The sequence below is a fragment of the Bradyrhizobium sp. WD16 genome, from assembly GCF_024181725.1.
Classification (GTDB): domain Bacteria; phylum Pseudomonadota; class Alphaproteobacteria; order Rhizobiales; family Xanthobacteraceae; genus Bradyrhizobium_A.
On the sequence record NZ_CP028908.1, the window covers coordinates 1,251,971 to 1,272,810 of the forward strand.

The 20,840-nt window shown below is 68.1% G+C and carries 19 protein-coding genes and 1 other RNA gene; 11 read left to right on the forward strand and 9 right to left on the reverse strand.

What is annotated here, in order from left to right; genetic code table 11:
- Positions 1-58: 58 nt before the first annotated feature.
- Entirely contained in the window at positions 59-1,249 is a 1,191-nt protein-coding gene (locus DB459_RS05855) for a DNA recombination protein RmuC (protein ID WP_253711980.1), read from the forward strand.
- A 103-nt stretch (positions 1,250-1,352) separates the two neighbouring features.
- The gene (locus tag DB459_RS05860) at positions 1,353-2,726 is read left to right on the forward strand and encodes an MFS transporter (RefSeq protein WP_253711981.1); all 1,374 of its coding nucleotides are present in this window, start codon (positions 1,353-1,355) and stop codon (positions 2,724-2,726) included.
- Between the two features lie 10 nt (positions 2,727-2,736).
- Here the strand turns inward: DB459_RS05860 and DB459_RS05865 are convergent, their stop codons facing one another.
- The 5 genes from DB459_RS05865 to ffs all read right to left on the reverse strand — a co-directional run bounded on the left by DB459_RS05865 (position 2,737) and on the right by ffs (position 6,312).
- Positions 2,737-3,147 carry a hypothetical protein gene (locus DB459_RS05865; RefSeq protein WP_253711982.1) on the reverse strand — a complete coding sequence of 137 codons (411 nt, stop codon included), beginning with the start codon at positions 3,145-3,147 and terminating at the stop codon, positions 2,737-2,739.
- 20 nt (positions 3,148-3,167) lie between these two features.
- Positions 3,168-3,773, reverse strand: a complete 606-nt coding sequence (recR, locus tag DB459_RS05870; RefSeq protein ID WP_253711983.1) for a recombination mediator RecR — start codon at positions 3,771-3,773, stop codon at positions 3,168-3,170.
- A 34-nt stretch (positions 3,774-3,807) separates the two neighbouring features.
- Positions 3,808-4,128 (reverse strand): YbaB/EbfC family nucleoid-associated protein, encoded by a 321-nt coding sequence (locus DB459_RS05875; protein ID WP_253711984.1) that lies wholly within the window; start codon positions 4,126-4,128, stop codon positions 3,808-3,810.
- Between the two features lie 86 nt (positions 4,129-4,214).
- Positions 4,215-6,086, reverse strand: a complete 1,872-nt coding sequence (locus DB459_RS05880) for a DNA polymerase III subunit gamma/tau (RefSeq protein ID WP_253711985.1) — start codon at positions 6,084-6,086, stop codon at positions 4,215-4,217.
- A 129-nt stretch (positions 6,087-6,215) separates the two neighbouring features.
- An RNA gene (gene ffs, locus DB459_RS05885) (signal recognition particle sRNA small type) lies at positions 6,216-6,312 on the reverse strand.
- A gap of 106 nt (positions 6,313-6,418) precedes the next feature.
- Here ffs and DB459_RS05890 point away from each other — a divergent pair.
- The 6 genes from DB459_RS05890 (at position 6,419) to DB459_RS05910 (ending at position 9,534) form a co-directional block, all read left to right on the forward strand.
- The gene (locus tag DB459_RS05890; protein WP_253711986.1) at positions 6,419-6,835 is read left to right on the forward strand and encodes an HIT domain-containing protein; all 417 of its coding nucleotides are present in this window, start codon (positions 6,419-6,421) and stop codon (positions 6,833-6,835) included.
- 7 nt (positions 6,836-6,842) lie between these two features.
- Positions 6,843-7,784 (forward strand): NAD(+) diphosphatase, encoded by a 942-nt coding sequence (nudC, locus tag DB459_RS05895; protein WP_253711987.1) that lies wholly within the window; start codon positions 6,843-6,845, stop codon positions 7,782-7,784.
- A complete protein-coding gene (locus tag DB459_RS27515) occupies positions 7,781-7,993 on the forward strand; it encodes a hypothetical protein (RefSeq protein ID WP_371926875.1) in 213 nt (70 codons plus the stop codon). Before nudC ends, DB459_RS27515 begins: the two co-directional genes overlap by 4 nt.
- A 313-nt stretch (positions 7,994-8,306) precedes the next feature.
- Positions 8,307-8,498, forward strand: coding sequence for a PfkB family carbohydrate kinase (locus DB459_RS27520; protein WP_371926876.1), 192 nt, complete (start codon positions 8,307-8,309; stop codon positions 8,496-8,498).
- Between the two features lie 99 nt (positions 8,499-8,597).
- Entirely contained in the window at positions 8,598-9,107 is a 510-nt protein-coding gene (locus DB459_RS05905; protein ID WP_253711988.1) for an Lrp/AsnC family transcriptional regulator, read from the forward strand.
- A 25-nt stretch (positions 9,108-9,132) separates the two neighbouring features.
- Entirely contained in the window at positions 9,133-9,534 is a 402-nt protein-coding gene (locus DB459_RS05910) for a DUF2809 domain-containing protein (protein ID WP_253711989.1), read from the forward strand.
- Positions 9,535-9,717: 183 nt separating this feature from the next.
- Here the strand turns inward: DB459_RS05910 and DB459_RS05915 are convergent, their stop codons facing one another.
- From DB459_RS05915 to hrpB, 3 genes are all read right to left on the reverse strand, one after another.
- Positions 9,718-11,217 (reverse strand): phosphomannomutase/phosphoglucomutase, encoded by a 1,500-nt coding sequence (locus DB459_RS05915; protein ID WP_253711990.1) that lies wholly within the window; start codon positions 11,215-11,217, stop codon positions 9,718-9,720.
- A gap of 138 nt (positions 11,218-11,355) precedes the next feature.
- Positions 11,356-11,856 (reverse strand): TIGR02281 family clan AA aspartic protease, encoded by a 501-nt coding sequence (locus DB459_RS05920; protein WP_253711991.1) that lies wholly within the window; start codon positions 11,854-11,856, stop codon positions 11,356-11,358.
- 227 nt (positions 11,857-12,083) lie between these two features.
- Positions 12,084-14,558, reverse strand: coding sequence for an ATP-dependent helicase HrpB (gene hrpB, locus DB459_RS05925; protein ID WP_253711992.1), 2,475 nt, complete (start codon positions 14,556-14,558; stop codon positions 12,084-12,086).
- A 146-nt stretch (positions 14,559-14,704) separates the two neighbouring features.
- Between hrpB and DB459_RS05930 the strand changes: the two genes are divergently transcribed.
- Positions 14,705-15,775, forward strand: a complete 1,071-nt coding sequence (locus tag DB459_RS05930) for an acyltransferase family protein (protein WP_371926959.1) — start codon at positions 14,705-14,707, stop codon at positions 15,773-15,775.
- A gap of 8 nt (positions 15,776-15,783) precedes the next feature.
- Here the strand turns inward: DB459_RS05930 and DB459_RS05935 are convergent, their stop codons facing one another.
- Positions 15,784-16,755, reverse strand: coding sequence for a quinone oxidoreductase (locus DB459_RS05935; RefSeq protein WP_253711994.1), 972 nt, complete (start codon positions 16,753-16,755; stop codon positions 15,784-15,786).
- 104 nt (positions 16,756-16,859) lie between these two features.
- Here DB459_RS05935 and DB459_RS05940 point away from each other — a divergent pair, with 104 nt between their 5' ends.
- Both DB459_RS05940 and polA read left to right on the forward strand, forming a co-directional pair.
- Positions 16,860-17,750, forward strand: coding sequence for a LysR family transcriptional regulator (locus tag DB459_RS05940; protein ID WP_253711995.1), 891 nt, complete (start codon positions 16,860-16,862; stop codon positions 17,748-17,750).
- Between the two features lie 44 nt (positions 17,751-17,794).
- The gene (polA, locus tag DB459_RS05945; protein ID WP_253711996.1) at positions 17,795-20,812 is read left to right on the forward strand and encodes a DNA polymerase I; all 3,018 of its coding nucleotides are present in this window, start codon (positions 17,795-17,797) and stop codon (positions 20,810-20,812) included.
- The last annotated feature ends 28 nt before the right edge of the window (positions 20,813-20,840 follow it).

A 20,840-nucleotide genomic window follows, 5' to 3' on the forward strand; every position in this document is an offset into this window, starting at 1 on the left:
TACCCTTGACGTTCTCTCTTCGTTCGCTTCCGGCCACCGAATCGGGGTAGAAGAGCCCATGAACGAGATCCTGTTCGCCATTGACGGCACCCCGATCCGCCTCGGCGCGGTGCTGCTGACCCTTGCCGCCCTGACGGTTGTGCTGCTCGCCGCGATCGCCGTGGTTATCGCCCGCTCGTCCGGCCGCAACCAGACCGCAACGCTCGCCCAGGCGATGCGCGCCGACGAACTGGAAGAACGGGTCGCCGACCTGCTCAAGGCCCAGACCGAGGCCCATGGCCGGATCGACGCCATGGGCCAGGCCCTGGCGAACCGTCAGGCGGAGATGGCCCGCGCGGTCAGCGAGCGGCTTGATGCGGTCGGCCACCGCGTCGGCCAGTCGATGGAGCAGACCACGCGTCACACCGCCGAGAGCCTGCGGGCGCTGCATGAGCGACTCGGCATCATCGACAACGCCCACAAGAACCTCACCGAACTCACCACCCAGGTGACCACCCTGCGCGACGTGCTCGCCAACAAGCAGGCGCGCGGCGCCTTCGGCCAGGCGCGCATGGAGGCGATCGTCCAGGACGGACTGCCCAAGGGCTCGTTCGAATTCCAGTTCACTTTGAGCAACGGCAAGCGGCCGGACTGTGTGGTCTTCCTGCCCGACCAGCGGCCGCTCTGCATCGATGCCAAATTCCCGCTGGAGTCCGTCACCGCGCTGCGCGAGGCGAAGAGCGACGAGGAGCGCAAGGGCGCGGCGCAGCGCCTGCGCCAGGACGTCACCCGGCATATCGGCGACATCGCCGAGAAATACCTGGTCGCAGGCGAGACCCAGGACACCGCGCTGATGTTCGTGCCCTCGGAATCGGTCTATGCCGAGATCCACGAGGGTTTCGATGACGTGGTGCAAAAAGCCTATCGCGCCCGCGTCGTGCTGGTGTCGCCGTCGCTGCTGATGCTGGCGATCCAGGTGATGCAGCAGATCCTCAAGGACGCGCGGATGCGGGACGCCGCCGACCAGATCCGCACCGAGGTGATCAACATGATGGCCGATGTCGAGCGGCTGCGCGATCGCGTCTCCAAGCTCGGCAGCCACTTCGACCAGGTCGGCGAGGATGTCCGCCAGGTGCTGATCTCGGTCACCAAGATCGGCAAGCGCGCCGCGCGGATTGAGGAACTCGATTTCAGCCCATCAGAGGATACGGCCGCGCCCGCGCCGGAGCTGTTCGTGGCGCCGACGCGGAAGATCCAGGCGGGGGAATAGGCCACCAGCAGAATGAACGTCTCGTACCCGGCCTTGTGCCGGGCATCCTATGTGGACGGCCCCCGGCCACCTTATCCGTCCGAATCTATGCTATCCCCCCGCCATGTCAGCCACCCCAGATCTTCCCGCCGCCGTCGCGGCTTCGCCTGAAGCGGCCCGCCCGACCTGGCGGGAAACCATGGCGGTTTATCTGCAGCCGCGGGTGCTGGTCGTCATGTTCCTCGGCTTCTCGTCCGGCCTGCCGCTGGCGCTGTCCGGCTCGACGCTGCAGATCTGGATGCGGGAGGCCGGGATTGATCTCGCGGCCATCGGACTGCTCGCGCTGGTCGGCACGCCCTATACCCTGAAATTCTTCTGGGCGCCGCTGGTCGACGCCCTCGACGTGCCGCTGCTGACGCGCTGGCTCGGCCGCCGCCGCGGCTGGCTGGTGTTCTCGCAGCTGCTGCTGATCGTGGCAATCCTGCTGCTGGCGATCACCGATGCCGGCAAGGCGCCGCTCCTCGCCGCCGTCGCGGCGCTCCTCGTCGCCACCGCCTCGGCGACCCAGGACATCGTCGTCGACGCCTTCCGGGTCGAGAGCTTGCCCGAGCCGGAGCAGGCCGCCGGAATGGCCGCCTATGTCGCGGCCTATCGCATCGGCATGCTGGTCTCGACCGCGGGTCTTCTGATCCTGGTCAGCTACATCCAATCCACCGGCATGGGCAAGGACCTATCCTGGACCTGGGGCTACGTCATCATGGCCGCCATGGTGCTGATCGGCACCATCACTGCTCTCGCCGCGACCGAGCCGGCCCAGTCGAAGCGCGCCGAAGCGGCGATGGGTGGCAAGAGCGCTGTCCTGCGGATCATGGAGGCGGCCGCCGGCGCCTTCGGCGAATTCCTCACCCGCACCGATGCGCTCGCCATCCTTGCCTTCGTGGTGCTGTTCAAGTTCACCGACGCCTTTTCCGGCACGATGACGGCACCCTTCGTCATCGATCTCGGCTTCAGCAAGGCCGACTACGCGGCGATCGTGAAGGGCGTCGGCCTCGCCGCCACGCTGCTCGGAGGCTTCGCCGGCGGCTTCGTCGCCCGCGCCTTTTCGCTACCAGCGAGCCTGTGGATCGGCGGCGTGCTGCAGGCGCTCGCCAATCTCTCCTTCTCCTGGCTCGCTCTGGTCGGTGTCAATCAATATGCCCTGGCGCTCGCCATCACCGCCGAGAATTTCACCAGCGCCATCGGCACGGTGATTTTTGTCGCTTACCTCTCGGCGCTGTGCAAAAGCCCGCTTCACACCGCCACGCAATATGCGCTGCTGACCGCGCTCGCCGCCGTTGGCCGCACCTACCTGTCCTCGGGCGCCGGCTTCATCGCCAAGGCCACCGGCTGGCCGCTGTTCTTCGCCATCTGCGTCGTCGTGGCGATTCCTTCCCTACTGCTGCTCGTCCATCTGCAGAGACGCCGCCATTTCGATACGTTGGGGAAGGTGGAAGCTTGAGGGCTTCACCTCAGTGGGCGGTGACCAGTGCCCATTTGATGACGATGGCGTCGCTCATCTGACCGGCGAGCTCGGCGCATGACACCTGGTCGGCCCTGATCGACACCTGCTTGCCGATATACGACTTGAGCTGCTTCGCCTCGGCTTCGCTCGACGTGACGAGCTGGAACGTCTCCGGCCCGGTCTCGAGATTGCACAGTCCGTCCGGTCCGGGCAGCTTGCGCGGCTCGCTGACCAGCTGGAAGCTGTCGACGCGCTTGCCGTCTGGTCCGCGGGCGCGCATCGCCTGCAATTCGCCGGACAGAACGCCGCCCTTGGCGATCACCTGCTGGGCCTGGGCCAGATCCGCGACCAGCCCGGCGGCGGCAATCACGGCGGCAAGCAGGAGGCGGAGGCTGGCGTGGGGCAGAATCGGAGTCATGGTTTCTTCGCGTGCGAGGTTCAGAACAGGGTGCGCTGGCGCATTGCCGCCGACAGCGTGCCCTCGTCGAGATAGTCGAGTTCGCCGCCGACCGGCACGCCATGGGCGAGCCGGGTGATTCGGACATTCGCCTCCTGCAGGAGATCGGTGATGTAATGCGCCGTGGTCTGGCCGTCCACAGTGGCGTTGAGCGCCAGCACCACTTCGCTCACCTGCGGCTCATGAGCCCGCTTGACCAGGGCGTCGATGGTGAGGTCCCGCGGACCGACGCCGTCGAGCGGCGACAGCGTGCCGCCGAGCACGTGATAACGCCCCTGCGTCGCATGGGCCCGTTCCAGCGCCCACAGGTCGGCGACATCGGCGACCACGACGATCAGGGCGCCGTCCCGCCGCTGATCGGTGCAGACCGCGCAGGGATTCTGGGTGTCGATGTTGCCGCAGGTCTTGCAGACCTGGATGCGGTCCATCGCCACCTGCAGCGCCGACGTCAGCGGCGCCATCAGGGCCTCGCGCTTCTTGATCAGATGCAGCGCGGCGCGACGCGCCGAGCGCGGGCCGAGCCCCGGCAGCCGCGCCAGAAGCTGGATCAGGCGTTCGATTTCGGGACCGGCGACGGCAGTCGACATGGAGGGGGACTCGATTGGCGAAAAAAACGCGAACTCAGCCGAGCCCGAGTCCGGGCGGCAACGACAGTCCGCCGGTCAAATCCTTCATCTTCTCCTGCATCGCGGCCTCGGCCTTGCGGCGAGCATCGCCATGGGCGGCGACCAGCAGGTCTTCGAGGATCTCGCGTTCCTCCGGCTTGATCAGCGACGGATCGATCTTGACCGCCTTGACCTCGCTCTTGGCGGTCATGCGCACGCTGACGAGACCGCCGCCGGCCAGTCCCTCGACCTCGACGTGATCGAGCTCCTCCTGTAGCGCCTTCATCTTGGATTGGAGCTGCGCGGCCTGTTTCATCATGCCGAGAAAATCAACCATCGTGTCCTCTATTCTCGTCATGGCCGGCGGGCGACACGGCCAGGCATGACGGCTGCTGTTGCTGGCCCTCAGCTCGAACCCAGAATCTAGTCGTCGCCGTCGAAACCGTCCATGTCGTCGTCGAAGGCGGTGCCGTCGTCGCTCATCGTGACCTTGGCCGGCTGCACCGCGGGCGTGTGACGGACCTCGACGATGCGGGCACCCGGAAAGTGCGCCATCACCTCCTGCACCCGCGGATCGGCCTCGGCGGCGCGCTCGCGGGCGCTGCGCAACATCTCGCGCTGCGCGCGCAGCGGTCGCTCGCCTTCGGCCTGCGAGACTGCCACCATCCAGCGCCGGCCGGTCCATTGTTCCAGCTTGCGCTGCAATTCGTTGGGCAGGCCGCGCGGCGCGCTCGGCTCCAGCGCGATCTCCAGCTTGGCGTCATCGAGCCGCACGAAGCGCACGTCGCGCTCCATCGTCTTCTGCAGCAGGATATCGCGCTTGCCGATAAAGGTAACGATCTCCGCGTAGGAGCGCAGTTCCACGCCGGGCGCGGCCTGCCGCGCCGTTGCCGGCGCGGCAGTGCTCAGGCGTGCCGAGGCCTCGGCGCCGCCGCCACGCGCCACGGCCATGGTCCGCGGCGCCGGCGCTTCGCTGCGCAAAGGCGCGCTTGCCGCCGGTCCTGCCGCCCCGCCGCGCGAAGCCGGACCACCACCACCCGCGGTCGCACTGCCGCCGCCCTGCTCGATCATGCGGATCGCCTCGTCGGGCGTCGGCAGATCAGCGATATAGGCAATCCGCACCAGCACCATTTCGGCGGCGGCCTGCGGCCGCGTCGCCGACTGGACCTCGGCGATGCCCTTGAGCAGCATCTGCCACATGCGCGACAGCACCCGCATCGACAGCTTGCCGGCGAATTCGCGGCCGCGCACGCGCTCGGTCTCGCCCAGCGCGACATTGTCCGCGATCGCCGGCACCACCTTGATGCGGGTGACGAAATTGACGAATTCGGCGAGGTCGCTTAGCACCACGACCGGGTCGGCGCCGGTGTCGTACTGGTCGCGGAATTCTTTGAAGGCACTCGCGATGTCGCCGCGGGCAAGCGCCTCGAACAGATCGATGACGCGGGTGCGGTCGGCGAGGCCCAGCATCTGGCGCACGTCTTCGGCGCGTACGATGCCGGAGGCATGGGCGATGGCCTGGTCGAGCAGCGACAGCGAATCGCGCACCGAGCCTTCGGCCGCGCGGGCGATTGCGGCCAGCGCCTCTGGCTCAACCTCGACCTCTTCCTTGTTCGCGATGTTGCCGAGGTGGGCCATCAGCACGTCGGCATCGACGCGGCGCAAATCGAAGCGCTGGCAGCGCGACAGCACCGTCACCGGCACTTTGCGGATCTCGGTGGTGGCGAAGACGAACTTGGCGTGCTCCGGCGGCTCCTCCAGCGTCTTGAGGAAGGCGTTGAACGCCTTCTCCGACAGCATGTGAACCTCGTCGATGATGTACACCTTGTAGCGCGCGCTGGAGGGAGCGTAGCGCACACCATCGGTGATCTGGCGAACATCGTCGATGCCGGTATGGGAGGCGGCGTCCATTTCCAGGACGTCGATGTGCCGGCTCTCCATGATCGCCTGGCAGTGCAGTCCGGTCACCGGCATGTGGATGGTCGGTCCCTTGACCGAACCATCGGGCAGTTCATAGTTCAGCGCCCGGGCGAGGATGCGCGCCGTGGTCGTCTTGCCGACGCCGCGCACGCCGGTCAGGATCCAGGCCTGCGGAATCCGGCCCGTCTCAAAGGCGTTGGATAGCGTCCGCACCATCGGCTCTTGACCGATCAGGTCAGCGAAATTGGTCGGGCGATATTTGCGGGCGAGGACGCGATAACCACGGGAAGGCGCCGGAACTGCCGCTTCGGACCGATGGGCCCCCGACGGATCGGCTCCGGACCCTGCCGCTCCGGAATGTCCAGCATCAGCCATCAAACGATCCGCGAGGGTCCAACTTTGCCGGGACGGAACATCCGTGGGCGAATTTCGACAAGAAGCCGGACCTTGGTTCCGGTGGGATCGGGAACCCGCGCGATCCCGAACAGAGGGCGACGGGCTGAAGTGGGAGACTGACGAGCGACCCGATCCGGACCTCGTTAGGGCTGCTTCCTTCCGGACCTGACCCGGTTGGCGAGTGGCTCGTCCACCGCCAATCTCCCGGGACCTATTTGGCGCCAAAGCGAGCGGAAAGCAAGCGCGGCGCGGCATGATCTGTTAGTCTGTGGCGGACGAAAATCAGCCTTGAAATCATTGGCGAAAATCCGATGCCCCCCGCCTGGTCGCTGCACTCCCAACTCGATAAAGACACCATTAATGTGGGCGACCTGCCGCTCTGCCGCGTGGTGGTGATCAAGGACGCCAATTACCCATGGCTGCTGCTGGTGCCGCGCCGCCCGGAGGTGGTCGAGATCATCGATCTCGACGAGGTCGAGCAGGCCCAATTGATGACCGAAGTGAGCCGCGTCGCCCGGGTGCTCAAGGACATCACCAAATGCGACAAGCTCAATATCGCCGCCCTCGGCAATGTCGTGCCCCAACTCCATGTCCATGTCATCGCCCGCCGCGCCGGCGATGTCGCCTGGCCACGGCCGGTCTGGGGCGCGGCGCCGCCGTTGCCGCACGATCCGCAGGAAGTCTCCGATTTCATCGCCGCGCTGCGGCGCAAGATCTGGCTGGGCTGATCCGACGATGACCAACAGCATGTTTCCGCTCGGCGCGCCGGGTTTCGCCACGCATCCGATCGAGCGCGCCGCCCATCTGCGCGACGACGTCGACAAGCTGATAGCGCTGGAGGAGCGGACAGATGCCCGCGCCTATGTGGTGCACCGCGATTCTCTCCTGATCCGCAGGAACGGCGGGCGGCCCACGGCGGCGCTGACGCTCCAGGAGGCCCGCGGCTTCGGTGCCAATCCAGGCACCGTCTTTCTTGGTCTGCGCGACGGGACGCCGCTGTTCGGCATGGGCATCGCAGCTACTGCCGCCGAGGCCCTGATCGGCCGCCCCGACGTCGAACTCGGCAATCTACGCGCTGCCATCACCGAAGGCCTGCTACCGGTCGAGGAACTCTCCGCCATCGCCACGGCCAAATCGCTGGTCAGCTGGCACCAGCGCCACGGTTACTGCCCCAATTGCGGCCAGCGCAGCGCCATGGTGAGCGGCGGCTGGCGCCGCGACTGCGCCGCCTGCAAGACCCAGCATTTTCCCCGCACCGATCCGGTCGTGATCATGCTGGTGAGCGACGGCGAGCGCTGCCTGCTGGGCCGACAGGCGCAGTTCCCCGCCGGCATGTGGTCCTGTCTCGCCGGCTTCGTCGAGGTCGCCGAGACCATCGAGGAGGCGGTACGCCGCGAGGTCGCCGAGGAGGCCGGCGTCACCTGCACCGACGTCGCCTATTACAAGGCGCAGCCCTGGCCCTATCCGTCGTCGCTGATGATCGGCTGCACCGCCCGCGCGACCTCCACCGCGATCACCGTGGACCGCAACGAACTCGAAGATGCCCGCTGGTTCGATCGCACCGAGGCAGCTCTCATGCTCGAGCGAGCCCATCCCGACGGCCTCCTTGGTCCCCACCCGGTCGCCATCGCCCATCACCTGGTCGCGCATTGGCTGAACCAGGGCCGCCTGAGGTGAACACGAATCCTGCGCTCCAGAAGCGCAGCCTCTGCGTCGGCATGCCGGTGCGGGACCTCTTGTTCCGGATCGAGACGGTGCCGACCCGCGGCCAGAAGGTCCGCGCCAGCCATTTCGAGGAATTGAGCGGTGGCCATGCGTCGAACGCGGCGGTAGCGATCACCCGCCTCGGCGGCGAGGCGCGGCTCTGCGGATTCCCGGCGCGGTGACGCCGACCTCCAGCATCATGATAGATCCCGGCGGCGAGCGGACCATCGTCACTCATCGCGATCCCGCCCTGTGGCAGGTCATTCTGCCACCGGCCGACCTGCTGCTCGACGACATCGATGCCGTGCTCACCGCCTCGTCCCATGTGATCTCCTCGGCTGATGCCCTGCGGACCAGCACGAGACGCGACGATCTCGCCGCGGCGCTGACCACGCTGGCGCCGCTGACGCCCGCCTATCTTGCCGTGACATCTGGGGCCGACGGCACGTTGTGGCGCGAGACCGGCGGCGCCGTCCGCCACCTGCCGCCTTCGCCGTGGCGCCGGTCGACACCCTGGGTGCCGGCGACGTCTTTCACGGCGCTTTCGCGCTCGCCATTGCCGAGGGCCAGGACCCGCCTGCGGCCTTGCGCCTCGGCGCCGCCGCAGCAGCGCTGAAATGCACCCGCCACGGTGGCGCCTTTGCCGCATCCCAACGCTTTGAAGTTGAAGCACTTTTAGGCGCCTGACCGGCCGACGGACGCCACGGGCGACAATCCGGGCTTGCGGTGGAAGATTTTTCTATATATCAGGATACTCTACATTCATTTTGGAAAATCATTCTCCCCATGTCTGATGTCGCCGTACCCGCCAACGAAGGCGTCCGCCGCCTCGATGCCATCGACCGCAAGATCCTGACCGTCCTGCAGGAGGACGCTTCGCTGTCCGTCGCCGAGATCGGCGACCGGGTCGGATTGTCCTCGACGCCGTGCTGGAAGCGCATCCAGCGGCTCGAGGCCGAAGGGATCATCCTGCGCCGGGTGGCGCTCGTCGATCAGAACAAGATTGGACTTGGCATCACCGTCTTCGTCTCGATCGAGAGCGCCGACCATTCCGACGCCTGGCTGCGGAAATTCGCCGAGGCGGTCAGCGCCATGCCGGAAGTGATGGAATTCTACCGGATGGCCGGCGACGTTGATTACATGCTGCGCGTCGTCGTCGCCGACATGCAGAGCTACGACGTGTTCTACAAGAAACTGATCAGCGCGGTACCGCTCAAGAACGTCACCTCGCGTTTCGCCATGGAAAAGATCAAATCGGTGACCGCGCTGCCGGTACCACCGCTCAGCGCGGCGTGAGGGCCGTGAGCGCGAGCCGACCTGCGTGTCCACCCGCCGCATTTTCATCTGCGCTCTCGTCATCGTCACCGGGCTGGCGCTGCGTGGCCTCGGCCCACACCTCGGCATTCCGATGGGCCTCGTCAAATACGGCGGCTCGGCGCTATGGGGCGCGATGGTGTTCTTCCTCGTCGCCATCGCCGCACCGGAGGCAGGCAGGCCGGCGCTCGCGGCGGGCGCGATCCTGATCGCCATCGCCGTCGAATTCAGCCGGCTTTATCATACGCCCTGGCTCGACGCCTTCCGCCTGACGCTGGCCGGCGCGCTGCTGCTCGGCCGCATCTTCTCGCTATGGAACATCGGCGCTTATGCGCTCGGCATCGCCGTGGCCATGCTCATCGACGCCCGGCAAGCCCGGATCGCAAAGGCCGCTGCAGCAGGCCGATGAACGGGCCTCGTGGTTCGAGACGACTTGCCATCGCACGCGTTCGCGGACGCGCCGCGCACCGAGCCGGCGCCTCACGATGAGGAGGCCGGCGCCACCGTTGCGCCGTTCGCCGACGACGCAACCACGCGCCGCCAGATCAGGCGCGCCGGCCGCCTCGAACCATGAGGCCGATGCGCTGCGCCTTCAGATCTTCTGGTTGTATTCGCCGACTTCGGGATGGGTGCGCAGCACCTTGTCCATGGCCTCGAACATGTCTCGCATGCGCTGCTCGGACACCGGACTTTCCACCACCACGACGAGCTCCGGCTTGTTGGAGGAGGCGCGCACCAGGCCCCAGCTGCCGTCTTCCACGGTAACGCGAACGCCGTTGACGGTGACGAGGTCGCGGATCGCCTGGCCGGCGACCTTGTCGCCCTTGGCCTGCGCCGCCTCGAAATGCTTCACCACCGCGTCGACGACGCCGTATTTGGTCTCGTCGGCGCAATGGGGCGACATGGTCGGCGACGACCAGGTCTTGGGCAGGGCATCCTTGAGGTCCGACATCTTCTTGCCCGGCGCGTGATCGAGCATGTCGCAGATCGCGATCGCCGAGACGAGGCCGTCGTCGTAGCCGCGGCCATAGGGCGCGTTGAAGAAGAAGTGGCCCGACTTCTCGAAGCCGGCCAGCGCGCCGAGCTCATGGGTGCGGCGCTTCATGTAGGAATGGCCGGTCTTCCAATACGTTGTCCTGGCGCCTTGCTGCAACAGCACCGGATCGGTGACGAACAGGCCGGTGGATTTCACGTCGACCACGAACTGGGCGTCCTTGTGCTGCGCCGACATGTCTCGGGCGAGCAGCACCCCGACCTTGTCGGCGAAGATTTCCTCGCCGGTGTCGTCGACCACGCCGCAGCGATCGCCGTCGCCGTCGAAGCCGAGACCGACATCCGCCTTGTGCGACAGCACCGCATCGCGGATGGCGTGCAGCATCTCCATGTCTTCCGGATTGGGATTGTATTTCGGGAAGGTGTAGTCGAGCTCGACGTCGAGCGGGATCACCTCGCAGCCGATCGCCTCCATCACCTGCGGCGCGAAGGCTCCGGCTGTGCCGTTGCCGCAGGCCACCACCACCTTGAGCTTGCGCTTGAGCTTCGGCCGCTTCGTCAGGTCGGCAATGTAGCGGTCGGGGAATTTCTCATGGAACTGGTAGAGACCGCCGGCCTTGAGCTCGAAATCGGCATTGAGCACGATCTCCTTGAGCCGCGTCATCTCGTCGGGGCCGAAGGTCAGCGGCCGGTTGGCGCCCATTTTCACGCCGGTCCAACCGTTGTCGTTATGCGAGGCGGTGACCATGGCGACGCAGGGCACGTCGAGCTCGAACTGGGCGAAATAGGCCATCGGCGTCACGGCGAGACCGATGTCGTGGACCTTGCAGCCCGCCGCCATCAGGCCGGAGATGAGCGCGTATTTGATCGAGGCCGAATAGCCGCGGAAGTCGTGACCGGTGACGATCTCCTGCTTCTGGCCGAGCTCGGTGAGCAGGGTGCCGAGCCCCATGCCCAGCGCCTGCACGCCCATCAGGTTGATTTCCTTGCTGAACAGCCAGCGTGCGTCGTATTCGCGAAACCCGGTGGCCTTCACCATGGGCTCGGATTCATAGGCATAGGTGTTCGGGACCAGCGCGGGCTTCGGCTTCGGGAACATCAAGGGCCTCATGGCGGAGAAATCATGACAAGGAAGCCTTAGCGGAGGGCGCGCCTCCTGAAAAGGCATGGGCAGGCAGGACTATCGGCTTGTAGGAAAGGATTGCGGCGCAATCGCAGCAGGCAACGGTTCGGCGGTCTATTCCAACATCATCTTGCCGCCGGCATATTCGAAGCGCTTGAGCTTCGAAAGGTAGGACAGGCCGAGCAGATTCTCGCTGAGCACGTCGTCGGGCAGCACAATGGCGTCGACGTCGCGAACGACGAGGCCGCCGACATCGAGGCTGGCGAGATGCACCCGCGCCGCCTTGGTCTTGCCGTTGGCGGTCGTGACCATCGCCGTGTAATCGGAGCGCGACGGTCGCAGGCCGATCCGCGCGGCGTCGGTCTCGGTCAGCGCCACGATCGAGGCGCCGGTGTCGACCATGAAGCTCAGTCGCTGGCCGTCGATGCGACCGTCGGTCTGGAAATGGCCGCGGCGGTCGCGCGGGATCACCACGGTGCGGCCGGCGGGCGCGGCGGCGACCGTGATCGGCGCGGGCGAGGCCTGCGCCGGCTGGGCCGACATGCGGTCGGCGAGCTGGGCCATGTAGGTGCCCGCCACGATCATGACGACGGCGAAAATGACGAGATTACGCATCACGCTCACATCACGCTGCGGGCCGTGCCCGAGCGTCCCGGTTCTAACGTTCGTATACCCCTTGCAGCGAGCACCGATACGAACGTTAGAACCAAAGGGACACAGTCCACCGCACTAGGCACTGATTCAATCACGCTTGCGGGCAAGGCAAGAGGTCTGCGCGCAAGACGTGCATCCTGTTTCGGCGAAAAGGGTGAGCGAAGCGTTAACCGTGCCGCAAAGTGGGATCAGGTGCCGCGCGGCTTGGCCCGCCGGGTCGGCGCCGCGCCGACCGGATCGTCCGGCCAGGGATGGCGCGGATAGCGCCCGCGCAGGTCGGCGCGCACGGCGGCGTAGCTGCCGCGCCAGAATCCCGGCAGGTCGCGCGTGACCTGAACCGGCCGGTGCGCCGGCGACAACAGTTCGACCACCAGCGGCACCCGCCCCTGCGCCACCGCCGGGTGGCGATCGAGCCCGAACAACTCCTGCAACCGGACCGAGATCTTGGCGCCCTCCGGCGCCTCGTAGTCGATCGGCAGCATCGTCCCGGTCGGCGCCTCGAAATGGGTCGGCGCCTCGCGGTCGAGCCGCGCCCGCAGATCCCAGGGCAGCAGCGCCATCATGGCGTCGGACAGCTCACCGGCGGAGAACTGGGCGAGCGAGGTCTTGTCCGCGAGCGCCGGCAGCAGCCAGTCCTCGCGCCGGGCGGCGAGTGCCGCATCGGATAGATCCGGCCAGTCCGCCGGGGCCGCAGCGCGCAGAAACATCACCCGATCGCGCCATTGCCGCAGCGCCTTGGACCACGGCAGGCGATCGATGCCCACCGCCAGAATGCCGTCTGCCAGCACCTGCGCGCTCTCCAGCGACGGCGCGATCGGCCGCGGCTGCTCGGCCAACGTGATCGCATGCAGTCGCCGCCGGCGACGGGCGCGCAGCGCCAGGGCGTCGCGATCGAAGCTGATCTCGTCCTCGCTGGTGATGTGCGTAGCGAAGTGACTGTCGATCTCCGCCGCCGTGAGCGGCGCGGCGAGCAGGATGCGGCCCTGCGCCGCGGTTCCGGTAAGCTCCGCCACGGCGATGAAGGGCGAACGCGCCAACGCCGCCGCCGGATCGAGCATGGCGCCGCGGCCGTTGGCCAGCACGAAGCTGGCATGACCGCGGTTGCGGGCGACGCGGTCGGGAAAGGCGAAAGCCAGCATCAGTCCGATCGACGGCGGCGCCTCGCTGCTGGCCGCCTCGCCTTGCCGCGCCACCTGCGCCGCCCAGCGCTCGGCGAGCTGGCGCGCCGCCGTGGCGCGCGGACTGCGCTCGCGGCGGAAATTCGCCAGGCGCGTTTCGAGATCGACACTGTCGCCGCCAAGGCCGCGCTCGGTCAGCACGGCCGCGATCTGCGCGGCCTCCAGGGCGCCGCCCAGTCTCGCGGCGTCGACGATCATGCGCGACAGCCGCGGCGGCAGCGCCAGCGCCCGCAACCGCCGGCCCTCATCGGTGAGACGGCCGTCGCCATCGAGCGCATCGAGCTCGGTGAGCAGCGCCCGCGCCTCGGCGAGCGCCGGCCGGGGCGGCGGATCGAGAAAGGCAAGGCTCGACGGATCGCTCACCCCCCAGGCGGCGAGGTCGAGCACCAGGGAGGACAGATCGCTGGCGAGGATTTCCGGCCGCGTATAGGGCTCGAGCGCCGCGGTCTGCGGCTCGTCCCACAACCGATAGCAGATGCCCGGTTCGGTGCGGCCGGCGCGGCCGCGACGCTGGTCGACCGCGGCGCGCGACGCTCGCACCGTCTCGAGGCGGGTCAGGCCGATATCCGGCTCATAGCGCGGCACCCGTGCCAGTCCGCTGTCGACGACGATGCGTACGCCCTCGATGGTGAGCGAGGTCTCGGCGATCGAGGTCGCCAGCACCACCTTGCGGCGGCCCTTGGCCACCGGCTGAATGGCCTTGTCCTGGACCGCGGCCTCAAGCGCGCCGAACAGCGGCACGATCTCCACCATGGGATCCTGGACGCGCTCGGCGAGCAGGGTTTCGGTGCGGCGGATCTCGGCCGCGCCGGGCAGGAACGCCAATACCGAGCCGGTCTCGCCGCGCAGCGCCGTGGCGATGGCGTCGGCCATCTGCCGCTCGATGGTGAGATCGGGCCGGCGGCCGAGATAGCGGGTCTCCACCGGGAAGGCCCGGCCCTCGCTTTCGATCACCGCCGCATGGCCGAGCAGCGCCGCGACCCGGGCACCATCCAGCGTCGCCGACATCACCAGGATGCGCAGATCCTCGCGCAGCCCCTGCTGGGCGTCGCGGGCCAGCGCGAGGCCGAGATCGGCGTCGAGCGAGCGTTCGTGAAATTCGTCGAACAGCACGGCGGCGACACCGGTGAGTTCGGGATCATCGAGCAACTGGCGGGTGAAGATTCCTTCCGTGACCACTTCGATGCGGGTGCGGCGGGAGATTTTCGAGCCGAAGCGCACGCGATAGCCGACCGTCTCGCCCGCCGCCTCGCCGAGGCTCCGCGCCATGCGTTCGGCGCTGGCCCGCGCCGCGATCCGTCGCGGCTCCAGCACGATGATCTTGCGGCCCGCCACCCAGGGCTCGTCGAAGAGCGCCAGCGGCACCCGCGTGGTCTTGCCGGCGCCCGGCGGCGCCACCAGCACGGCGGTGGTCTGCGCCGCCAGGGTGGTGGCGAGTTCGGGCAGGACAGCGTCGATGGGCAGCGGAGTATCGAAGGCGCGCAAGGGGGGGCCCGGTTCCGGCGATCTGTTAAGGATGAACGTGGGGCCCGCTGTAGCAGAGCGATCCGGCGCTGACGAGCGCGGCGATCGGCACGGCTCTTGTACCGGTTGAAGCGCAAGCAATCCCTCCCAGCGAGACTGGTACAATGCTGTCACGAAACGAGACGCCGGCGCGCCGCCGCGATACAGCCGTGGCCGCCGCCGCCGGGCGGCTCGACTGGGTCGACTACGCCAAGGGCATCTGCATCGTCATGGTGGTGACGATGCATTCGACGCTGGGGGTCGAGGCCGCCGCCGGACGCGACGGCTTCATGCATCTCGTGGTGGCCTTCGCCAAGCCGTTCCGGATGCCGGACTTCTTCCTGATCTCCGGACTGTTTCTCGCCCGGGTGATCGGCCGCGACTGGCGCACTTATCTCGACCGCAAGGTGGTGCATTTCGCCTACTTCTACCTCTTGTGGGTCACCATCCAGTTCGCGGTCAAGGCGCCGGCCATGGCCGGCGAGATCGGCTGGGCGCGGCTCGGCGGAACGTATCTGCAATCCTTCATCGAGCCGTTCGGCACGCTGTGGTTCATCTATCTTCTGCCGGTGTTCTTCGTCGTCGCCCGCCTCGTCCGGCCGCTGCCGGCGGTGGCGGTGTGGGCCGCGGCCGCGGCGCTGGAGATGCTCCATGTCTCCACCGGCTGGACGGTGATCGATGAATTCGCCGCGCGCTTCGTCTATTTCTATTCGGGGTATCTGTTCGCGACCGAGGTGTTCGCCTTGTCGAGCGCAGCGCGCCGGCGCCCCGGCCTGGCGCTCGCCGGCCTCGGCATCTGGGCGCTGGCGGACGCAGCCATGGTCGGCGCCGGGTTGTCCGATTGGCCGCTGATCTCGCTGCTGCTCGGCTTTGCCGGCGCCGGCGCCGTTGTCGTCATCGGCACGCTGCTGGCCCGCGCCGATCTGCTCGATGCCGTGCGCTATTGCGGCGAGCATTCCATCGTCATCTATCTCGCCTTCTTCCTGCCGATGGCCGCGACCCGCACGGTGCTGCTCGGGAGCGGGCTCGTCGGCGATATCGGTCTCGTCTCGCTGATCGTCACCGCGGCCGGCGTGCTCGGCGCCCTTGCCCTGTGGCGGGCGGCGCGGTCGACGCCGCTGAACGCGTTGTTCGAACGGCCGGACCGCTTCCATATCGCACCTCGCCGCTGCCCGCTCGCTCTTCGGCCAGCGGACTAAACCATCATTCACGGCACCAGATAAAGCGCGCCGCTGGTTTTCCCCGACTCCAGATCGCCATGAGCCCGTGCGGCTTCGGCCAGCGGATAGGCCCGTCCGGCGCCGCCGAGCACACCTGCCGCCAGCGCGGCCAGCACCACGCCCGCCGCGCGGTGATAGTCCTCGGCATTATTGACGAAACCCATCACGCTCGGCCGCGCCAGCATCAGGCTGCGCCGCGGTCCGAGTTCAGTGACGTCGAGCGGCGGGATCGGCCCGCCGGCCTGACCGATGCTGGCGACGACGCCGAACGGTCGCACGCAGTCGAGCGTCCGGCGCAAGGTCTCCCCGCCGACGCCGTCATAGGCGACATCCGCCTTGCGGCCGCCCGACCAGGCGACGAGTTCGCCGGCGAAATCCGCATCGCGGCCGACGATGACGTGATGCGCCCCGGCGGCGCGCGCCACCTCGGCCTTGACCTCGGACCCGACCGTGCCGACCACGGTGGCGCCGCGCTCGGCCGCCCAGCGGGTCAACAGCCGGCCGAGACCGCCGGCGGCACTGTGCACCAGCACGAGCGTGCCCGCCGCCACCGGATGGACGCGCGACAGCAGCATCTGCGCGGTGATGCCCTTGAGGAAGGTCGAGGCCACCGCGGCATCGTCGAGCCCGCCGGGCAGACGCACCGCGCGCCAGGCCGGCAGGTTGCGCTCGCCGGCATAGGCCCCGACCGGCGCGCCGGCATAGACGATGCGATCGCCGGGCTTGATGCCATCGACCCCGGCGCCGGTCGCCACCACGGTGCCGACCGCCTCGACCCCGGGAATTGCCGACGGCTCCAGCGGATAGAGACCCATGCGCTGATAGACGTCGAGGAAATTGACGCCGATGGCGCTGTGCCGCACCCGGATCTCGCCGGCAGCCGGCGCCGCCAGCTCGATCCGCGTTCGTTGAAGTTGCTCCGGTCCGCCCGGAGCCCTGAGCCGAATGGCCTCGATCATCGTTGCAGTTCCTGAACTGGTATGTGGACCTGCGACGCACTATGCGAGCCGGTCCCGATCTGCGAAATTGCCCATGTTCGCATCGTTATTGTGAGGATCTGCACATGGGCGACGTCCCCCGGATCGACTGGAGCGACCTGCGTCATTTCCTCGCCCTGGCGCGCGAGGGCACGCTGAGCGCGGCGGCGCGCCGGCTCGGCGTCGACCACGCCACCGTCGGCCGCCGCATCGCGGCGCTGGAGGCCTGCCTCGAGCTCAAGCTGCTCGACCGCCGCAGCCGCGCGGTCGCCCTGACCGATGACGGCCTGCGGATCGCGGCGGCGGCCGCGCCGATGGAGGACGCCGGCTTCGCCGTCGAGCGGGCGGTGCAGGCGGCCAAGCCCGAGATCGGCGGCGAGGTCACGGTCAGTGCCCCGCCCTCGCTCGCCAACCGCCTGATCGCGCCGCGCCTCGCCGAGCTCTTCGAGCGGCATCCGCGCCTGCGGCTCAAGCTGATCGGCGAGACCCGCAGCGCGTCCCTGAGCCGGCGCGAGGCCGATGTCGCCCTGCGGCTCAGCCGCCCCGCCGAGAGCGGCCTCGTCGGCCGCAAGCTCGGCGGCTTCGGCTTCAGTCTCTACGGCGCGCCGGCCTACCTGCGCCGGACACCGCCGCAGGCCCACGCCTTCATCGCCTATGACAGCACCATGGACGAGGCGCCGCAGCAGCGATGGCTGATGGCGATCGCCGGCGAGCGCGACGTCGTATTGCGCACCAACGACCTAACGAACCAGGCCGCGGCGGCTCGCGGCGGGCTCGGCCTTGCCGTGCTTCCCCATTTTCTCGGCGACGGCGACCCCCTGCTCGTCCGCTGCGAGGCGCCCCGCCCGCCGGTCCGCCGCGACATCTGGCTGGTGGTCCATCGCGATCTGCGCCGCGTGCCGGCGATCCGCGCGGTGATGGAATTCCTCGCCGCCTGCGCCGCCGCGGCGGACGCGCAGAATCCGGTGCGCAGCTGACCGGACCCGGTGCCAAGCCGGGAAAAAATCCCTACATTGCCGCCATGGCCCAAACCTCCGGTTCCACCACCGCGGCGCCCGCGGCGCCCGCCGCTCCCGCCGCCGTCACGACGCCTGCCGTCAAGAAGGGCGACCATGTCTTTCTGGTCGACGGTTCGTCCTTCATCTTCCGCGCCTACCACGCGCTGCCGCCGCTCAACCGCAAGTCCGACGGCCTGCAGGTCAACGCGGTGCTCGGCTTCTGCAACATGCTCTGGAAGCTGTTGCGCGAGATGCCGCCGGACAACCGGCCGACCCACCTCGCCATCGTTTTCGACAAGTCCGAGATCACCTTCCGCAACAAGCTCTATCCCGACTACAAGGCGCACCGGCCGCCGGCGCCGGAGGAACTGGTGCCGCAATTCGCGCTGATCCGCGAGGCGGTGAAGGCGTTCGAGCTGCCCTGCCTCGAGCAGAGCGGCTTCGAGGCCGACGACCTGATCGCCACCTATGTGCGGCAAGCCCGCGAGCAGGGCGCCACCGCCACCATCGTGTCGTCGGACAAGGACCTGATGCAGCTCGTCAACGACGGCGTCGTCATGTACGACACCATGAAGGATCGCCGTATCGGCATCGCCGAGGTGGTGGAGAAATTCGGCGTTCCGCCGGAGAAGGTGGTGGAAGTCCAGGCGCTGGCGGGCGATTCCGTCGACAACGTGCCCGGCGTGCCGGGCATCGGGGTGAAGACCGCGGCGCAGCTCATCAACGAATATGGCGATCTCGAAGGCCTGCTCGCCCGCGCCGGCGAAATCAAGCAGCCGAAACGGCGCGAGGCGCTGCAGGACAACGCCGATAAGGCGCGAATCTCCCGGGCGCTCGTCAAGCTCGACGACCACGTCGCCGTCGAGGTGCCGCTCGCCGATCTCGCCGTGCACGAGCCCGACGCGCGCCAGCTGATCGCCTTCCTCAAGGCGATGGAATTCACCACCCTGACGCGGCGCGTCGCCGACCACGCCGAAATCGATCCGTCCGACGTCGCCGCCGACGCGCGGCTGCGCAGCAGCGCCGCGCTGCCGCCGGCGGCGGCGCTCGACGCCGCCCCGCCGGTCGCGACCGCCGCGCCCGGCAAGCCACAATCCACGGTATCGAAAGCGGCGCTCGCGCCATCGGGCGCGCTGACGCCGCAGGCGCTCGCCGCGGCACGGGCCGAGGCGGCGCGGCAGGCGAAGTTCGACCGCAGCAAATATCAGACGATCCGCACCGCGGACGAGCTGCGCCGCTGGATGGCGCGCGCCAAGGACCAGGGCCATGTCGCGGTCGATACCGAGACCACCGGCCTCGATCCGATGCAGGCCGAACTGTGCGGCGTGGCGCTGGCGCTGGCGCCGAACGAAGCCGCCTATCTGCCGCTGATCCACAAGCAGGGCGGCGAAGGCGCCGGCCTGTTCGCCGGCGGCCTCGCCCCCGACCAGCTCGATACCCGGGAGGCGCTGGCGATCCTCAGGCCGGTGCTCGAGGACGACGGCGTCCTCAAGATCGGCCAGAACCTGAAATTCGACGCCCTGGTGTTCGCCCAGCACGGCATCGCCCTGCGCGCGATCGACGACACCATGCTGATGTCCTACGTGCTCGACGCCGGGCGCGGCAGCCACGGCATGGATTCCCTGTCCGAACGCTGGTTCGGCCATCAGCCGATCGCCTTCAGCGACGTCGCCGGCAGCGGCAAGGCCCGGATCACCTTCGACCAGGTGGCGATCGAGAAGGCGACGGAATATTCCGCCGAGGACGCCGATGTCACGCTGCGGCTGTGGCAGCTTCTCAAGCCGCGTCTCGTCGCCGAGCGCATGGTGACGATCTACGAGACGCTGGAGCGGCCGATGGTCGGCGTGCTGGCGCGCATGGAGCAGCGCGGCATCTCGATCGATCGCCAGGAGCTGGCGCGCCTGTCCGGCGAATTCAGCCAGACCGCGGCGCGGCTCGAGGCCGAGATCCGCGACCTCGCCGGCGAGCCGATCAACCCCGGCAGCCCCAAGCAGCTCGGCGACATCATGTTCGGCAAGATGAACCTGCCGGGCGGCGCCAAGACCAAGACCGGCGCCTGGTCGACCTCGGCCTCGGTGCTCGACGACCTCGCCGAGCAGGGCTTCGCGTTTCCGCGCAAGATCCTCGACTGGCGCCAGGTCGCCAAACTGAAATCGACCTATACCGACCTGCTGCCGAGCTTCGTCCATCCGCAGACCCGCCGTATCCACACCTCGTACTCGCTGGCCGCCACCACCACCGGGCGGCTGTCGTCGTCGGAGCCGAACCTGCAGAACATCCCGGTGCGCACCGAGGACGGCCGCAAGATCCGCCGCGCCTTCGTCGCCACGCCGGGGCACAAGCTGGTGTCGGCCGACTACTCCCAGATCGAACTGCGCCTGCTCGCCGAGATCGCCGACATCGCGGTGCTCAAGCAGGCGTTCCAGGACGGCCTCGACATCCACGCCATGACCGCGTCGGAAATGTTCGGGGTGCCGATCAAGGACATGCCCGCCGAGGTGCGCCGCCGCGCCAAGGCGATCAATTTCGGCATCATCTACGGCATTTCGGCCTTCGGCCTCGCCAATCAGCTCGGCATCGCCCGCGAGGAGGCCGGCGCCTACATCAAGAAGTATTTCGAGCGCTTCCCCGGCATCCGCGCCTATATGGACGAGACCCGCGACTTCTGCCGCGCCAACGGCTATGTCACGACCCTGTTCGGCCGCAAGTGCCACTACCCGGACATCAAGGCGTCGAACGCCTCGATGCGCGCCTTCAACGAGCGCGCCGCCATCAATGCCCGCCTGCAGGGCACGGCGGCCGACATCATCCGCCGCGCCATGATCCGCATGGAGGGAGCGCTCACTGACGCCAGGCTGTCGGCGCAGATGCTGCTGCAGGTGCACGACGAACTGATCTTCGAAGTGCCCGACGGCGAGGTCGAGGCGACCCTGCCGGTGGTGCGGCACGTGATGCAGACGGCGCCGTTCCCCGCGGTGAACATCTCGGTGCCGCTGCAGGTCGACGCCCGCGCCGCCAGCAATTGGGACGACGCGCACTGAGATCGCCCCCCGCTCCTTTCGCCGGGTC

Bases quoted from the DNA above. Each gene is read 5' to 3' on its own strand.
- DB459_RS05855 (WP_253711980.1), top strand. From the start codon at position 59: ATGAACGAGATCCTGTTCGCCATTGACGGCACCCCGATCCGCCTCGGC.
- DB459_RS05860 (WP_253711981.1), top strand. From the start codon at position 1,353: ATGTCAGCCACCCCAGATCTTCCCGCCGCCGTCGCGGCTTCGCCTGAA.
- DB459_RS05865 (WP_253711982.1), bottom strand. From the start codon at position 3,147: ATGACTCCGATTCTGCCCCACGCCAGCCTCCGCCTCCTGCTTGCCGCC.
- recR (WP_253711983.1), bottom strand. From the start codon at position 3,773: ATGTCGACTGCCGTCGCCGGTCCCGAAATCGAACGCCTGATCCAGCTT.
- DB459_RS05875 (WP_253711984.1), bottom strand. From the start codon at position 4,128: ATGGTTGATTTTCTCGGCATGATGAAACAGGCCGCGCAGCTCCAATCC.
- DB459_RS05880 (WP_253711985.1), bottom strand. From the start codon at position 6,086: ATGGCTGATGCTGGACATTCCGGAGCGGCAGGGTCCGGAGCCGATCCG.
- DB459_RS05890 (WP_253711986.1), top strand. From the start codon at position 6,419: ATGCCCCCCGCCTGGTCGCTGCACTCCCAACTCGATAAAGACACCATT.
- nudC (WP_253711987.1), top strand. From the start codon at position 6,843: ATGACCAACAGCATGTTTCCGCTCGGCGCGCCGGGTTTCGCCACGCAT.
- DB459_RS05905 (WP_253711988.1), top strand. From the start codon at position 8,598: ATGTCTGATGTCGCCGTACCCGCCAACGAAGGCGTCCGCCGCCTCGAT.
- DB459_RS05915 (WP_253711990.1), bottom strand. From the start codon at position 11,217: ATGTTCCCGAAGCCGAAGCCCGCGCTGGTCCCGAACACCTATGCCTAT.
- DB459_RS05920 (WP_253711991.1), bottom strand. From the start codon at position 11,856: ATGCGTAATCTCGTCATTTTCGCCGTCGTCATGATCGTGGCGGGCACC.
- DB459_RS05935 (WP_253711994.1), bottom strand. From the start codon at position 16,755: ATGATCGAGGCCATTCGGCTCAGGGCTCCGGGCGGACCGGAGCAACTT.
- DB459_RS05940 (WP_253711995.1), top strand. From the start codon at position 16,860: ATGGGCGACGTCCCCCGGATCGACTGGAGCGACCTGCGTCATTTCCTC.
- polA (WP_253711996.1), top strand. From the start codon at position 17,795: ATGGCCCAAACCTCCGGTTCCACCACCGCGGCGCCCGCGGCGCCCGCC.